Annotated in this window: 14 protein-coding genes; 8 read left to right on the top strand and 6 right to left on the bottom strand. The window is 73.7% G+C overall.

Going from position 1 to position 14,061, the window contains the following annotated elements:
* Positions 1-9: 9 nt before the first annotated feature.
* Entirely contained in the window at positions 10-744 is a 735-nt protein-coding gene (locus ACZ404_RS18925; protein ID WP_468441230.1) for a ZIP family metal transporter, read from the bottom strand.
* A gap of 133 nt (positions 745-877) precedes the next feature.
* Here ACZ404_RS18925 and cobM point away from each other — a divergent pair, with 133 nt between their 5' ends.
* From cobM to cobC, 6 genes are read left to right on the top strand one after another with little or no spacing between them, the layout of a single operon-like run.
* Complete coding sequence (cobM, locus tag ACZ404_RS18920; protein WP_468441228.1) at positions 878-1,696, top strand: precorrin-4 C(11)-methyltransferase; 819 nt, start codon at positions 878-880, stop codon at positions 1,694-1,696.
* Positions 1,693-2,931, top strand: coding sequence for a precorrin-6y C5,15-methyltransferase (decarboxylating) subunit CbiE (gene cbiE, locus ACZ404_RS18915; protein ID WP_468441226.1), 1,239 nt, complete (start codon positions 1,693-1,695; stop codon positions 2,929-2,931). Before cobM ends, cbiE begins: the two co-directional genes overlap by 4 nt.
* Positions 2,928-4,622, top strand: a complete 1,695-nt coding sequence (gene cobJ, locus ACZ404_RS18910) for a precorrin-3B C(17)-methyltransferase (RefSeq protein ID WP_468441224.1) — start codon at positions 2,928-2,930, stop codon at positions 4,620-4,622. The genes cbiE and cobJ overlap by 4 nt, the downstream gene beginning before the upstream one ends.
* Positions 4,619-5,206 carry a precorrin-8X methylmutase gene (locus ACZ404_RS18905; protein WP_468441222.1) on the top strand — a complete coding sequence of 196 codons (588 nt, stop codon included), beginning with the start codon at positions 4,619-4,621 and terminating at the stop codon, positions 5,204-5,206. Before cobJ ends, ACZ404_RS18905 begins: the two co-directional genes overlap by 4 nt.
* Positions 5,203-6,129 carry a sirohydrochlorin chelatase gene (locus tag ACZ404_RS18900; protein ID WP_468441220.1) on the top strand — a complete coding sequence of 309 codons (927 nt, stop codon included), beginning with the start codon at positions 5,203-5,205 and terminating at the stop codon, positions 6,127-6,129. Before ACZ404_RS18905 ends, ACZ404_RS18900 begins: the two co-directional genes overlap by 4 nt.
* Entirely contained in the window at positions 6,119-7,198 is a 1,080-nt protein-coding gene (gene cobC, locus ACZ404_RS18895) for an Rv2231c family pyridoxal phosphate-dependent protein CobC (protein ID WP_468441218.1), read from the top strand. Before ACZ404_RS18900 ends, cobC begins: the two co-directional genes overlap by 11 nt.
* Before the next feature lie 163 nt (positions 7,199-7,361).
* Here the strand turns inward: cobC and ACZ404_RS18890 are convergent, their stop codons facing one another.
* From ACZ404_RS18890 to ACZ404_RS18870, 5 genes are all read right to left on the bottom strand, one after another.
* On the bottom strand, positions 7,362-8,258 hold the full coding sequence (locus ACZ404_RS18890) for an SCO1860 family LAETG-anchored protein (protein ID WP_468441216.1): 897 nt from the start codon (positions 8,256-8,258) through the stop codon (positions 7,362-7,364).
* 146 nt (positions 8,259-8,404) lie between these two features.
* Complete coding sequence (locus ACZ404_RS18885; RefSeq protein WP_468441214.1) at positions 8,405-9,496, bottom strand: amidohydrolase family protein; 1,092 nt, start codon at positions 9,494-9,496, stop codon at positions 8,405-8,407.
* Between the two features lie 203 nt (positions 9,497-9,699).
* Complete coding sequence (locus ACZ404_RS18880; protein WP_468441212.1) at positions 9,700-10,494, bottom strand: amino acid ABC transporter ATP-binding protein; 795 nt, start codon at positions 10,492-10,494, stop codon at positions 9,700-9,702.
* Complete coding sequence (locus tag ACZ404_RS18875; RefSeq protein ID WP_468441210.1) at positions 10,491-11,324, bottom strand: amino acid ABC transporter permease; 834 nt, start codon at positions 11,322-11,324, stop codon at positions 10,491-10,493. Before ACZ404_RS18875 ends, ACZ404_RS18880 begins: the two co-directional genes overlap by 4 nt.
* A gap of 4 nt (positions 11,325-11,328) precedes the next feature.
* On the bottom strand, positions 11,329-12,177 hold the full coding sequence (locus ACZ404_RS18870; RefSeq protein WP_468441208.1) for a transporter substrate-binding domain-containing protein: 849 nt from the start codon (positions 12,175-12,177) through the stop codon (positions 11,329-11,331).
* Positions 12,178-12,293: 116 nt separating this feature from the next.
* Between ACZ404_RS18870 and ACZ404_RS18865 the strand changes: the two genes are divergently transcribed.
* Positions 12,294-13,226: an aminotransferase class V-fold PLP-dependent enzyme gene (locus ACZ404_RS18865; protein WP_468441206.1), complete on the top strand. Its 933-nt coding sequence runs from the start codon at positions 12,294-12,296 to the stop codon at positions 13,224-13,226.
* A 311-nt stretch (positions 13,227-13,537) separates the two neighbouring features.
* Complete coding sequence (ectA, locus tag ACZ404_RS18860; RefSeq protein ID WP_468441205.1) at positions 13,538-14,056, top strand: diaminobutyrate acetyltransferase; 519 nt, start codon at positions 13,538-13,540, stop codon at positions 14,054-14,056.
* The last annotated feature ends 5 nt before the right edge of the window (positions 14,057-14,061 follow it).

Below are 14,061 nucleotides of genomic sequence, written 5' to 3'. Positions count from 1 at the left end.
GCGGTGCGGTCAGCCGCCGGAGAGACCGACCACGAGCCAGATGAACGCCGCGCCGGCCACCGTGCACAGCAGGGTCGAGCGGGCCGGGTGCTCGTGGTGGGCCTCGGGGAGGATCTCGGCGGCGGCCAGATAGAGCAGCACGCCGCCGAACAGGCCCAGATAGCCGCCGAGCACCGGTTCCGGTATGTGGAAGAAGGCGGTCGACAGGGCGCCGAGCACCGGGGCGCACGCGTCGGCCACGAGCATGCCGATCGCCCGGCGCCGGTCGTTGCCGTACAGGCTGGTGATGGTGAAGGTGTTGAAGCCGTCGGCGAAGTCGTGCGCGATGACGGCGAGCGCGACGGCCGCGCCCATGCCGCCGCCCACCTGGAACGCCGCGCCGACCGCGACGCCGTCCATGGCGCTGTGGCCGACCATCGCGGCGGCCGCCGTCAGGCCCACCTCGGGCGCCCGGTGATGGTGCTCGCCGCTCGCGCCGTGCGCGGCCTGGCGGGCGGCCAGGGTGCGCTCCACCAGGTGCGCCACCAGGAAGCCCGCCACGAACAGCAGCAGGGCCGCGGGCACGCCGAAGATCTCGCGGTCCGCCGCGTGCAGTGCCTCGGGCAGCAGGTCGAGGCCGACCACGCCCAGCATCAGACCGCCGGCCAGTCCCAGGACGAGATGGCGACGGTCGGTCACGCGCTGTGCCGTCCAGCCGCCGGCCAGCGTCATCAGGAACGCGCCGAGCGCGACGAAGACCGCCATAGGGCCTTGCTATCCGATGGAGGTGCCTTCGCGCACATCCGGGGCTGCCCGCACTCCCACAGACCCTGACATTTCACCCGCTTCCGACCCGCGCACTCCCGTGCGCGCTCCCCGTACGAGAGGACCTCTTCCCATGGCCGATGCCCCCACCGGCAAGGTGACGTTCGTCGGTGCCGGCCCCGGCGCCGCCGATCTGCTGACGTTCCGGGCCGCCCGCGCGATCGCCGAGGCCGACGTCGTGATCTGGGCGGCGAGCCTGGTCCAGGCGGAGGTGCTCGAGCACGCGCGCGAGGACGCGGAGATCCTGGACTCGGCGGCCATGTCGCTGGAGGACGTCGTCGCCGTCTACCGGCGCGCCCGCGCCGAGGGACTGCGGGTGGCGCGCATCCACTCCGGTGACCCGGCGCTGTGGGGCGGCACGCAGGAGCAGCTCGACCGGTGCGCCGAGCTCGGCATCGCGACCGAGGTGGTGCCGGGCGTGTCGTCGTTCTCCGCCGTCGCCGCGCTCGCTCGGCGCGAGCTGACCATCCCGGAGGTCGCGCAGTCCGTGATCCTCACCCGTCTCGGTGGCGGCAAGACGCCGATGCCGCCCGGCGAGGAGGTGCGCGAGTTCGCCCGGCACGGCACGACGATGGCGGTCTTCCTGTCCGCCGCGCGCAGCGGCCAGCTGGTGCGGGAGCTGCTGGAGGGCGGCTATCCGACGGACACCCCGGTGGTCGTGGCGTACCAGGCCACCTGGCCGGAGGAGCTGATCGTGAAGTGCACGGTCGGCACGCTGGAGGAGACGGTCAAGGAGCACAAGCTCTGGAAGCACACCCTGTTCCTGGTCGGCCCGGCCCTGGACGCCCACGGCACCCGCTCGCACCTGTACCACCCGGGCCACTTCCACGGCTACCGCAAGGCCGACCCGGAGGCGCGGCGGGCGCTGCGCGAGCAGAGGGCGAAGAGTTGATCACGGTCGTCGGTACGGGGACGGGGGCGCCGGTCCCCCCGGACGTGCTCGCCGGGGCCGCGCTGGTCGTCGGCGGGCGCCGGCACCTGGACGCCGTACGGCTGCCCAAGGGTGCGGAGCGGATCGTGCTCGGGCCGCTGGCGCCGGCCCTGGACACGATCGCCGCGTACGTCGGCAAGGAGCTGCCGGTGGTCGTGCTGGCCTCCGGGGACCCCGGGTTCTTCGGGATCGTGCGGGCGCTGGCCGAGCGGTTCGGGGCCGGACGGCTGGACGTGCGGCCCGGGGTGTCCTCGGTGGCCACGGCGTTCGCGCGGATCGGGCTGCCCTGGGACGACGCGGTGGTGGTCAGCGCGCACGGGCGGGAGCCGCGGACCGCGGTGAACGTCTGCCGGGCGCACCCGAAGGTGGCCGTCCTCACCGGCCCGGGCGCCGGGCCCGCCGAGCTGGGCGCCGCGCTGACCGGCCGTGACCGGGTGCTGGTCGTGGCGAGCGCGCTCGGCGACCCGGAACGCGAGCGCGTGGAGCGGGTGACGCCGGCCGAGGCGGCGGCCCGGGACTGGGGTACGGCGGTGAGCGTGGTGCTGTGCCTGGACGAGCGGCGGGCGCTCGGAGGCGCCAGGACGGTCGCAGGGGGGCCCGCACGGCCCCCCGGATGGGCGCTGGAGGAGGACGCGTTCGCGCACCGGGACTCCATGATCACCAAGTTCGAGGTGCGGGCGCTGGCCCTCGCCCGGCTGGGTCCGCGCCCGGGCGACCTGGTGTGGGACGTGGGTGCCGGCTCCGGATCGGTGGCGGTGGAGTGCGCGCGGCTCGGCGCGGCCGTCGTCGCCGTCGAGCGGGCCGCCGACGGGGTGGAGCGGGTCCGTGCCAACGCGGCCGCGCACGGTGTCGACGTGGACGTGGTGCACGGCTCGGCGCCCGACGCGCTGTCCGGGCTGGACGGCGACCCCGACGCCGTGTTCGTCGGGGGCGGGGGGCGCGAGCTGCCTGCCGTCGTCGGCGCGTGCGCGCGGCGGGCCCGGCGGACCGTCGTCGTCGCCCTGGCCGCGCTGGACCGGGTGCCGGCGGCGCGCGAGGCGCTGACACGTGCGGGACTGCAGTGCGACGGAGTACTGCTCCAGTCCTCGCGCCTGGCCCCGCTGCCGGGCGACGTGACCCGGCTCGCCGCGGCCAATCCGGTCTTTCTGCTGTGGGGCGTGAGAACCCCTGTACCGAATGAAGGAGTTGTTCAGTGATCGGCCTCATTTCCGCCACCGCGGCGGGGGCGGCGGCGCGGGACCGGCTGGCCGCGGCCTGGCCGGGCCGGGCGCGGGTGTACGACGGTCCCGTCGGGGAGGCCGTGCGGACGGCGTTCGCGGAGTGCGACCAGCTGGTGTGCTTCCTGGCGACGGGCGCGACGGTACGGCTGCTTGCGCCGCTGCTCGGCGACAAGGCGGCCGACCCGGGTGTGGTGTGCGTGGACGAGGGCGGCCGGTTCGCGGTGTCCCTGGTCGGCGGGCACGGGGGCGGCGCCAACGAACTCGCCCGGGAGGTGGGCGGGTTGCTGGACGCCGAGCCGGTGGTGACCACGGCGACGGACTCCGTCGGGCTGCCGGGGCTCGACACGCTCGGCTTCCCCTGCGAGGGCGCGGTGGCGACGGTCTCCCGGGCCCTGCTGGACGGCGAACCGGTCGCCCTGGAGACGGAGGTGGCCTGGCCGCTGCCGGCGCTGCCGGTCTCGGCTCGGGGCGCGTACACGATCCGGCTCACCGACCGGGCCGTCGCACCGGGCGAGCGGGAGGTGCTGCTCAGGCCGCCGTCCCTGGTGGTCGGGGTCGGCGCGTCCCGGGGCGCTCGGGTGGCGGAGGTGCTCGGGCTGATCGAGAAGACACTGGCGGACGCCGGGCTGGCGGTGGCGTCGGTCGCCGAACTCGCCACCGTGGACGCCAAGTCCGGGGAGCCGGGCATCGTCGGCGCCGCCGCGCGGCTCGGGGTGCCCCTGGTGACGTACACGGCCGAGGAGCTGGCGGCCGTCGAGGTGCCCAACCCGTCCGAGGCGCCGCTGGCGGCCGTCGGCACGCCGTCCGTGGCGGAGGCCGCGGCTCTGCTGCGCGGCGGCGAACTCCTCGTACCGAAGCGGAAGTCCGCGGCGCGGCCGGCGATGGCGACCTGCGCGGTCGTACGGCGTCCGGGGCGCGGGCGGCTCGCGGTGGTCGGGCTCGGGCCCGGCGCCCGGGACCTGCTCACGCCGCGCGCGGCGGCCGAACTGCGGCGGGCGTCGGTGCTGATCGGGCTCGACCAGTACGTCGACCAGATCCGCGACCTGCTGCGCCCCGGCACCCGGGTGCTGGAGTCGGGGCTCGGCGCTGAGGAGGAGCGGGCCCGTACGGCCGTCGCGGAGGCCCGGCGCGGACACGCGGTGGCGCTGATCGGCAGCGGGGACGCGGGCGTGTACGCCATGGCCTCCCCGGCGCTCGCCGAGGCGTCCGACGACATCGACGTGGTCGGGGTGCCCGGGGTGACGGCCGCGCTGGCCGCCGGGGCGATCCTGGGGGCGCCGCTCGGCCACGACCACGTGTCGATCAGCCTGTCCGACCTGCACACGCCGTGGGAGGTCATCGAGCGGCGGGTGCGGGCGGCGGCCGAGGCGGACCTGGTGGTGACCTTCTACAACCCGCGCTCCCGGGGCCGGGACTGGCAGCTCCCCAAGGCGCTGGCGATCCTCGCGGAGCACCGGGAGCCGGGCACCCCGGTCGGTGTCGTCCGCAACGCCTCCCGGCCGGACGAGTCCAGCAGGGTCACGACGCTCGCCGGGCTCGACCCGGCGACGGTCGACATGATGACGGTCGTCACCGTGGGCAACACCGCGACCCGGATCATCGCGGGGCGCATGGTGACGCCGCGCGGTTACCGCTGGCAGGACACCCGGCCGGAGGAGGCCCAGTGAACCGTGTCGTCCACCCCATCGAGCAGGAGTCCTTCCGCCGGCTGCGCGCCCGCCTGGACACCTCGTCCTTCCCGCCGCTGACCCGGGCGGTGGTGGAGCGGGTCATCCACTCCGCCGCCGACCTGGAGTACGCGAGCGATCTCGTCATGGACGAGGGCGACCTGGCGAAGGCGCACACGGCCCTGCACGCCGGGGCGCCGGTCGTCGTCGACGTCGAGATGGTGGCCGCCGGCATCACCCGGCGCGAGACCGTCTGCCGGCTCCGTGACGCCAGGTCCGGACCTGGGCTGACCCGTTCGGCCCATGCGGTCCGGCTCGCGTACGAGGAGGTCGGGCCCGGCGCCCTGTGGGTGATCGGCTGCGCGCCGACCGCCCTGGAGGAACTGCTGACCCTGGACGCCTCCCCCGCGCTCGTCATCGGCCTGCCCGTCGGTTTCGTCGGCGCGGCCGAGTCCAAGGCCGCGCTGCGCGCGAGCGGGCTGCCCGCCGTGAGCAACGTGTCCGAGAAGGGCGGCTCGGCGGTCGCCGCCGCCGCGCTCAACGCCCTGCTGTACCACCCCACTTCATCCGAGGAGACATCGTGACCACCCCGCCGCCCGCCCTGCTCATCGCCGGTCACGGCACCCGGGACGAGGCCGGAGCCGAGGCGTTCCGCGACTTCGTACGGGAGCTGGGGCGCCGCCACCCCGAACTGCCCGTCGCAGGCGGCTTCATCGAGCTGTCCCCGCCGCCGCTGGGCGAGGCGGTCGCGGAGCTGGTGGAGCGCGGGGTGCGCCGGTTCGCGGCCGTCCCGCTGATGCTGGTGTCCGCCGGGCACGCCAAGGGCGACATCCCGGCCGCGCTGGCCCGCGAGAAGGAGCGGCACCCGGGGATCTCGTACACCTACGGCCGTCCCCTGGGCCCGCACCCCGCGCTGCTGCGGGTGCTGGAGCGGCGGCTGGAGGAGGCACTGGAGGGCACGGCCGGGGAACGGTCCGACGTGACCGTGCTGCTGGTCGGGCGCGGGTCGACGGACCCGGACGCCAACGCCGAGGTGTTCAAGGCGGCCCGGCTGCTGTGGGAGGGGCGCGGGTACGCCGGGGTCGAGACGGCGTTCGTGTCCCTGGCGGCGCCGGACGTGCCGAGCGGGCTCGACCGGTGCGCGCGGCTGGGGGCGCGGCGGATCGTCGTCCTGCCGTACTTCCTGTTCACCGGGATCCTGCCGGACCGGGTGCGGGAGCAGACCCGGGCGTGGGCGGCCGCGCACCCGGAGCTCGAGGTGCGCTCGGCCGACGTCATCGGGCCCGAGCCGGAGCTGCTGGACCTGGTCATGGAGCGGTACGCGGAGGCCGTCGAGGGCGATCTGCGGATGAACTGCGACTCGTGCGTGTACCGGATCGCGCTGCCGGGCTTCGAGGACAAGGTGGGGCTCCCGCAGCAGCCGCACTTCCACCCGGACGACGACGGGCACCACCACGGGCACGGGCACCACCATCACGGGGGGCACACACACAGCCATGCGCACTGAGGACGCCGGGGGCACCGGGCACGACCTGCGCCATCACGGCGACGCGGAGGTGCGGGACGGCGGGGCCGCGCTGGTCGACCTCGCGGTCAACGTCCGCGCGGACACGCCTCCCGTCTGGCTGCGCGAGGAGATCGCCGCCTCGCTGTCGTCCCTCGCGGCCTACCCGGACGGGCGGGCCGCACGGGCGGCCGTGGCCGCGCGGCACGGGCTGCCGGTGGAGCGGGTGCTGCTGACGGCGGGCGCGGCGGAGGCGTTCGTGCTGCTGGCGCGGGCGCTGAAGGTACGGCGGCCGGTCGTGGTCCATCCGCAGTTCACGGAGCCGGAGGCGGCGCTGCGGGACGCGGGGCACTCGGTGGACCGGGTGCTGCTGCGGGAGGCGGAGGGGTTCCGGCTGGATCCCGCCGCCGTTCCAAAGGACGCCGATCTGGTGGTGATCGGCAATCCGACCAACCCGACGTCGGTACTGCATCCGGCCGAGACGCTCGTACGGCTGGCCCGGCCCGGGCGGGTGCTGGTGGTCGACGAGGCGTTCATGGACGCGGTGCCGGGCGAGCGGGAGGCACTGGCGGGGCGGACCGATGTGCCCGGGCTGGTGGTGCTGCGGAGCCTGACCAAGACGTGGGGGCTGGCGGGGCTGCGGATCGGGTACGTGCTGGCCGCTCCCGAGATCGTCGCGGAACTGGAGCGGGTGCAGCCGCTGTGGCCGGTGTCGACGCCGGCGCTGGTGGCGGCGCGGGCGTGCGTGGCGCCACGGGCGCTGGCGGAGGCGGCGCACGCGGCGCACCGGATCGCCGCCGACCGGGCCCATCTCGTCGCCGGACTCGGCGAGTTCGCCGCCGACGGGCTGCGCCTGGTGGAGCCGGCCGAGGGCCCCTTCGTCCTGGTGCGGGTGCCCCGTGCGGCGGCCGTGCGCCGGCACTTGCGCGATCTGGGTTTCGCCGTACGGCGCGGCGACACGTTCCCGGGGCTGGGCGAGGAGTGGCTGCGGCTCGCCGTACGGGACCGTGCGACGGTCAACTCCTTCCTGCAGGCACTGGACCGGGCACTGACGCTGACGTCGCCTCGCTGAACGGCGGCACCCGCTCCCGGGCGCCGTCCGGGAAGCGGATCCCGACCGTGCGGAGCCCACAGCCGACGACGGACGGCCCGCCGAGGACGGGATCCGCCGGTGCCCGGCCGCCCGCCCGGCCGGCCGAGCGGCCCGGCTCTCCGTCTCCGTCAGGGGTGTCGGTTCAGTTCCGGCCGCGGCGCGTCAGCACCACCGCTCCGCCGCCCGCCAGGACCAGCGCGACCGCTCCGCCCGCGAGGTACGGCGTCAGCGAGCTGCCGCCGGTCTCCGCGAGGTCGCCCCGGGCGCCCTGGGGCCTGGTGCCGGCGGCCGGGTCGTGGGACGGGGCCGGGTGGGACGGCAGGGCCGGGGTCTCGCAGGTCGCCTGTGCCAGGGTGACCGTTCCCTCCACCTCGGCCACGTTGAGCTTCAGGGGGTTGACGGAGACCTTGAGCCGGAGCGCCGTGGCGGCTGCCGTGCCGGAGGTGGTGCGGCGCTCGGAGAGGTCGAGGCGCACCTCTCCGACGCCGGGGACCTTCACCCGGGTCGGGCCGCCCGCGGTGAGGGTGGTGCGCCGGCCGAGGACGGTGACCGTGCCCGGCACGTTCGCGGAGGCCGACGGGGTCCTGCCCGCCTCGCAGGTCGCCGTTGCGGTGACCGTGCCGACCTCGACGAGGGACAGCAGGGGCAGGCCGGGCACGTGCAGCCTGGCGTGGGCCAGCCGCACCGAGCCCTCGGCGCGCCGGTCGGTCACGGTGGCTTTCGCCGAGGCGGCCTGCGCGCCGAGGACCGTGAACGGCCTGCCCGCGTTCACGCCGTCCAGGCGGGCGGTGAGGGCCGTTCGGTCGGCGCTGCGCGGAGCCTGGACCTCGTTGAGTGCGACCGCGAGCGGGACGTGCACGGACTTGTCGAGCAGGGACACGTCGAGCCCGGTGCGCAGCACGACGGCGGAGGCGTGACCGTGGTGCGCGGTCGCGTGCGCGGCGCTCGCGCCCAGGGCGAGGGGCGCCGCGGACAGGGCGGTGACCGCGGCGACGGCGGCCAGACGGCGTGCGGGCATGCGGAAGTCGGTGCTGTTCAAGGTGTGGGACCCCCAGACGGAACTTGCGTGGGACCCGTCAACTTTTGCGCACGGAGGGTGAACGGTCAGCGATCCGGCGTTACTTCACTCCATCGGGGATGTTTCGCATGCCGGTTCGACTTCGTGGGCACAGGCGTTCTGGCCGGCTACTGCACGACCCGGCCGTTCAGCACCACCCGGCGCGGCGCCGCCAGGGCATGCACGTCCGCGCGCGGGTCGGACGCGTACACCACCAGGTCGGCCGGTGCACCCTCCTCCAGACCGGGGCGGCCGAGCCAGGACCGGGCGCCCCAGGTGGTCGCCGACAGGGCGTCGACCGGCGGGATGCCGGCAGTGACCAGCTCCGCGACCTCGGCCGCGACCAGTCCGTGGGCCAGTGAGCCGCCGGCGTCCGTGCCGACGTAGACCGGGATCCCGGCGTCGTAGGCGCCGCGGACGGTGTCGTAGCGCCGCTCGTGGAGCCGGCGCATGTGGGCGGACCAGCGCGGGTAGCGCCGCTCGCCGCCGGCGGCGAGCTGCGGGAAGGTGGCGATGTTGACCAGGGTGGGGACGATCGCGACGCCGCGCTCGGCGAACAGCGGGATCAGGTCGTCCGTGAGGCCGGTGGCGTGCTCGATGCAGTCGATGCCCGCCTCGACCAGGTCGCGCAGCGAGCTCTCGGCGAAGCAGTGGGCGGTGACGCGGGCGCCCAGGCGGTGGGCCTCGGCGATGGCGGCCTCCACCGCGTCCCGGGGCCAGCAGGCGGAGAGGTCGCCGAGGTCGCGGTCGATCCAGTCGCCGACCAGCTTGACCCAGCCGTCGCCGCGCCTGGCCTCCTGCGCGACGTGGGCGACCAGGTCCGCGGGCTCGATCTCGTGCGCGTAGCCCCGGATGTAGCGGCGGGTGCGGGCGATGTGCCGGCCGGCCCGGATGATCTTCGGGAGGTCTTCGCGGGCGTCGACCCAGCGGGTGTCGGAGGGCGAGCCCGCGTCGCGGATCAGCAGGGTGCCCGCCTCGCGGTCGGTCAGGGCCTGCTTCTCGGCGGTGTCCGCGTCGACCGGGCCCTCGGCGCCGAGCCCGACGTGGCAGTGCGCGTCGACCAGGCCGGGCAGCGCCCAGCCCTCGACGGTGGTGACGTCCCGGGCGCGGGCCGGGCGGTCGTAGGAGATCCGGCCCCCGACCACCCACAGCTCGTCACGGACGTCCTCGGGCCCCACCAGGACCCGCCCCTTCAGGTGCAGCACCGCCTCATCACTCATGTACGGCACCTTAATCAGCCCGGAGCCGTCCCGGCCGATCAGGGCGCTGGAAAGCGACATCGACCGATGGGCCGGCCCGAGCGGGGTCCGGTGCGTGCGGCCGCAGGGCGGACAGGGGTGGGCCCCGGGCCGCTCGTTCGGATGATGCCGGGCTCGCGGCCCCTGGCACCGCGCCCCGATCCGGCCTGATCCGAACGAAAGGCCTAGGCCTCCGTCTTGCCCACCTGGTCCGAGGTCTCCTCCTCGACCTCGGCCATCGCCGGGTCGAGCAGGCGGGAGAGGAAGTGGCGGGTGCGTTCGTGGCGGGGGTCGCCGATGACCTGTCCGGGGCTGCCGTCCTCGACGATCACACCGCCGTCCATGAAGACGACCCGGTCGGCGACCTCGCGGGCGAAGGTCATCTCATGCGTGACGACCATCATCGTCATGCCCTCCTCGGCCAGCCGGCGCATCACGGCGAGGACGTCCCCGACCAGTTCGGGGTCGAGCGCGGAGGTCGGCTCGTCGAAGAGCATCACCTCCGGGCCCATGGCCAGGGAACGGGCGATGGCCACGCGCTGCTGCTGGCCGCCGGAGAGGGAGGAGGGGTAGGCGTCCGCCTTGTCGGACAGGCCGACCCGGGCGAGGTTCTCGGCGGCGACGCGCGCCGCGGTCGCCTTGTCCCGCTTCAGCACCCGGCGCTGCGGGAGCGTGAGGTTCTCGGTGACGCTCAGGTGCGGGAAGAGGTTGAACTGCTGGAAGACCATGCCGATGCGGCGGCGCACGGCGTCGATGTCGACGTCGGGGTCGGTCAGCTCGGTCCCGCCGACGAAGACCTGGCCGCGGGTGGGCTCCTCGAGGAGGTTGACGCAGCGCAGCAGGGTCGACTTGCCGGACCCGGAGGGGCCGATGACGCAGACGACCTCGCCCTGGCCGATCTCCAGGTCGATGCCGCGCAGGACGTGGTTGTCGCCGAAGGACTTGTGCAGGTCCTGGACGCGGATCTCGGGGCTGGTCACCGGATCTCCCTCCGTGCGTTGGTCTCCATCCGGCGCACGACGAGACTCAGCGGAATCGTGATCAGCAGGTAGCACAGGCCCGCGACCAGGATCGGCGTGGAGTTGGCGGTCGTACTGGCCAGGTCGTTGCCGAACTTGGACAGCTCGCGCTCCTCCAGGGTGACGCCGAGGAACAGCACCAGCGAGGAGTCCTTGAAGAGCAGGACGAGTTCGTTGGTCAGCGGCGGCAGGATGATCCGGAAGGCCTGCGGCAGGACGATGGAGACCATGGCCCGGGCGGGCGAGAACCCGAGCGAACGGGCCGCCTCCGTTTGGCCCTTGGGCACGGCCTGGATGCCCGCGCGGATCGTCTCGGCCATGTAGGCGGCCGAGACGAGGCCGAGCGCGACGGCGACCTTGCCGTAGGTGCCGCCCGGGTACTGGATGCTCGGGAAGGCCAGGGGCAGGCCGACGCCGACGAAGATGAAGATCAGCAGGGCGGGAAGGCCGCGGAAGATCTCGATGTAGACGCCGGCGATCCAGCGGTAGGGCCCCACGGACGACAGCCGCATCAGGGCGATGACCAGCCCGAGGGCGAGGCCGACGACGAAGCCGGACAGGGTGTACAGCACGGTGTTCTTCAGGGCCACCGTGATGATGTCCGGGAAGAGCTGCTGCGCGATGTGCGCCTGCGCGAACTGGTTCTGCAGCCGCCCCCAGTCCGCGGTGACCGCGAAGGCGATCACCGCGGCGGCGAAGACGGCGTACTGCGCCCCGCGCGAGAGCCGGCGCTTCTGACGGCGGGTGAGGCCCGACCTCTTCGGCCGGCTCCGGGTGTCCGTGTCGGTCATGGGGTCAGGAGGCCGACGGGGAGGCGGCGGCAGCGTCGTAGGGGCCGATCCACTGCTCGTAGATCTTCTTGTAGGTGCCGTCGGCCTTGGCGTTCTTGAGGGCCTTGTTGACGGCGTCGAGCAGGGCCTTGTTGCCCTTCTTGACCGTGAAGCCGTACTGCTCGCCGGTCTTGAGGTTGTCGACGACCTGGAAGGCGTTCGCGTTCGCCTTGTCCTTCAGCCAGCCCTGGACCACCGGGTAGTCGATGATGACGGCCTGGACCTGGCCGGTGCGCAGGCCGTTGAGGACCGCGTCGGAGGAGTGGAAGGAGACCGGGTCGAGGCCCTTGCTCTTGGCGTAGTCCTCACCGGTGGTCTGCGCCTGCGCGCCGAGCTTCTTGCCCTTGGCCTTGACGTCCGCGAGGGAGGTGACGCCGCTGTTCTTGGCGGTCAGCACCGCCTGGGTGGCCTCGAAGTACGGGTCGGAGAAGTCGACGTTCTTCTTGCGCTCGGCGGTGATGGTCATGCCGGCGGCGGCCAGGTCGCACTGGCCGGAGTTGAGGAAGGCGCCGGTCTTGAAGTTCTCGAACGGCGTGTCGAGGATCTGCTGCTTGACGCCGAGATCCTTGGCGACGAGGTCGATGAGCGAGACGTCGAAGCCCTGCACCTTGCCGTTGATCTCCGACTGGAACGGCGGATACGGCAGGTGGGTGCAGGTGGTCAGCTGCCCGGCCTTGACCAGGTGGACCCCCTTGACGGTGGTCTTGCCGCTCCCCGAGTCGCTGGAGGAGCAGCCGGCCGCGACGAGCACGAGTCCGGCGGTCGCGGTGGTGGCGGCCAGAAGGCGGGTCCGGCGCCCGAGGAGGGATGTCATGGGAAGTTTCTCCTATGAGGGAACTGTGGCTTCCGATTATAAGGAGATGTTGGGGTCTCTCAAACCAAACCGATGGTTGGGCTGCCGTTCGACCTAAGATCGATGGGGATGCCCACGTGCTGATCACCCAGGGCGAGGCGCTGCTGCCGCTGGAGGGAGCGATCCGCGCGGCGGCCGGTCCGGGCACGGTGGCGCTGAACGTGATCACCGGCCCGTACGGCCAGACGTTCGACAACTGGCTCCGGGACTCCGGTGCGACGGTGCACGACCTCTCGGTCCCCTTCCGTGCGGCGGTGAGCGCCGAGCAGATCCGGGAGGCGTTCGCCGTGCACCCGGAGATCGACTTCGTCTCGCTCGTCCACGCGGAGGCGGCGACCGGCAACACCAACCCGGTCGCGGAGATCGGCGCGGCGGTGCGGGAGCAGGGCGCCCTCTTCCATCTGGACGCGGTCGCCTCCGTCGGCGCGGAGCCGGTGCTGCCGGACGCGTGGGGCGTGGACCTGTGCGTGATCGGCGCACAGAAGGCGCTGGGCGGCCCGGCGGGCGTCTCGGCGATCTCGGTGAGCGAGCGGGCCTGGGCCCGGATGGCGGCCAACCCGAACGCTCCACGCCGCTCCTACCTGTCCCTTCTGGACTGGAAGGAGCGCTGGCTCGACGGTGGCCGCAGGGTGCTGCCGCACGCTCCGGCCCAGCTGGAGATGCTGGCGCTGGAGGCGTGTCTGGAGCGGGTGGAGGCGGTGGGCCCGGAGACGGTGATGGCCCGGCACCGCGCGGCCGCGCCGGCCACGCGGGCCGGTGCGGTGGCCCTCGGCGGGGGCCTGGAGCCGTATGTGCACGAGGCGCGGGACGCGGCGCCGGTCGCGACGACGCTCCGGGTGCCGTCGGGCGTGGTGGCCTCCGAACTGGTGGCCGAAGCCCTGGCCGGCGACCCGGCACTGCCGCTGGCCGTGCGGGCGTCCCTTGCCGCGCTCGGCCGGGCGCTCCGGGAGCGGGGCCTGGCGGTGGACCCGGAGGCGGCCCGCCGCGCGGTGGACGACGCCTGGCGGTGAGATCCCGCACACAAGAAACAGCGGCCCGCACATGCAGTGCGGGCCGTTTCTGTTACCGGCCGCAGAATTCAAATCAGCTTCACAATTTCATCGAATTTATTCATTGCTAGCTTCCCGTCTTCTCCTTCCCGCTTTTTGCGAGGCTAAACGGGTAAGTTTTCATGCGGGTTTCCGCGGTGTGACTCAATCCACAGGGACGGCTGTATGTCCTGGTTTTCCGGGGTGCAAATCCGGCATACAGGAATTACCGGAGGTCACTCACGGAGCCTCGGTCGTGCATTCTTCAATTTGCCTCGCTAAATTCGTGCCGCATGACTGCCGCACCAGCAGACCTGCTCATCGACCGACCGGCGGTGACGGACGGAGCCACGCTCTGGCGCCTCGCCAAGAACTCGAAAACCCTCGACCTGAACTCCTCGTACAGCTATCTGCTCTGGTGCCGGGACTTCGCCGCCACCTCGGCGGTGGCGCGCGGCGCGGACGGCGAGCCCGTCGGTTTCGTCACCGGGTACGTGCGGCCCGACCGCCCCGGCACCCTGCTCGTCTGGCAGGTGGCCGTCGACGCCTCCCACCGGGGGCACGGCATCGCCGCCGCGCTCCTGGACGGGCTGACCGCCCGGCTCGCCGCCGAGCGCGGGATCACCGAGGTGGAGACCACCATCACGCCCGGCAACACCGCCTCCGAGCGCCTGTTCACCTCGTTCGCCGCCCGGCACGGCGCCGCGCTGTCCCGCGAGGTGCTGTTCCCCGCCGGACTGTTCCCGGACGGCCCGCACGACCCCGAAGTGCTGTACCGCATCGGCCCGCTGACCCCCACCACCTCGCACTGAGGAGC

It is taken from the genome of Streptomyces sp. NPDC030798, from assembly GCF_055572275.1.
This window is presented reverse-complemented; position numbering and strand designations above follow the sequence as displayed.

Excerpts from the sequence above, each read along its gene's own strand:
- ACZ404_RS18925 (WP_468441230.1), bottom strand. The coding sequence starts at position 744 with ATGGCGGTCTTCGTCGCGCTCGGCGCGTTCCTGATGACGCTGGCCGGC.
- cobM (WP_468441228.1), top strand. The coding sequence starts at position 878 with ATGGCCGATGCCCCCACCGGCAAGGTGACGTTCGTCGGTGCCGGCCCC.
- cobC (WP_468441218.1), top strand. The coding sequence starts at position 6,119 with ATGCGCACTGAGGACGCCGGGGGCACCGGGCACGACCTGCGCCATCAC.
- ACZ404_RS18885 (WP_468441214.1), bottom strand. The coding sequence starts at position 9,496 with ATGAGTGATGAGGCGGTGCTGCACCTGAAGGGGCGGGTCCTGGTGGGG.
- ACZ404_RS18875 (WP_468441210.1), bottom strand. The coding sequence starts at position 11,324 with ATGACCGACACGGACACCCGGAGCCGGCCGAAGAGGTCGGGCCTCACC.
- ACZ404_RS18870 (WP_468441208.1), bottom strand. The coding sequence starts at position 12,177 with ATGACATCCCTCCTCGGGCGCCGGACCCGCCTTCTGGCCGCCACCACC.
- ectA (WP_468441205.1), top strand. The coding sequence starts at position 13,538 with ATGACTGCCGCACCAGCAGACCTGCTCATCGACCGACCGGCGGTGACG.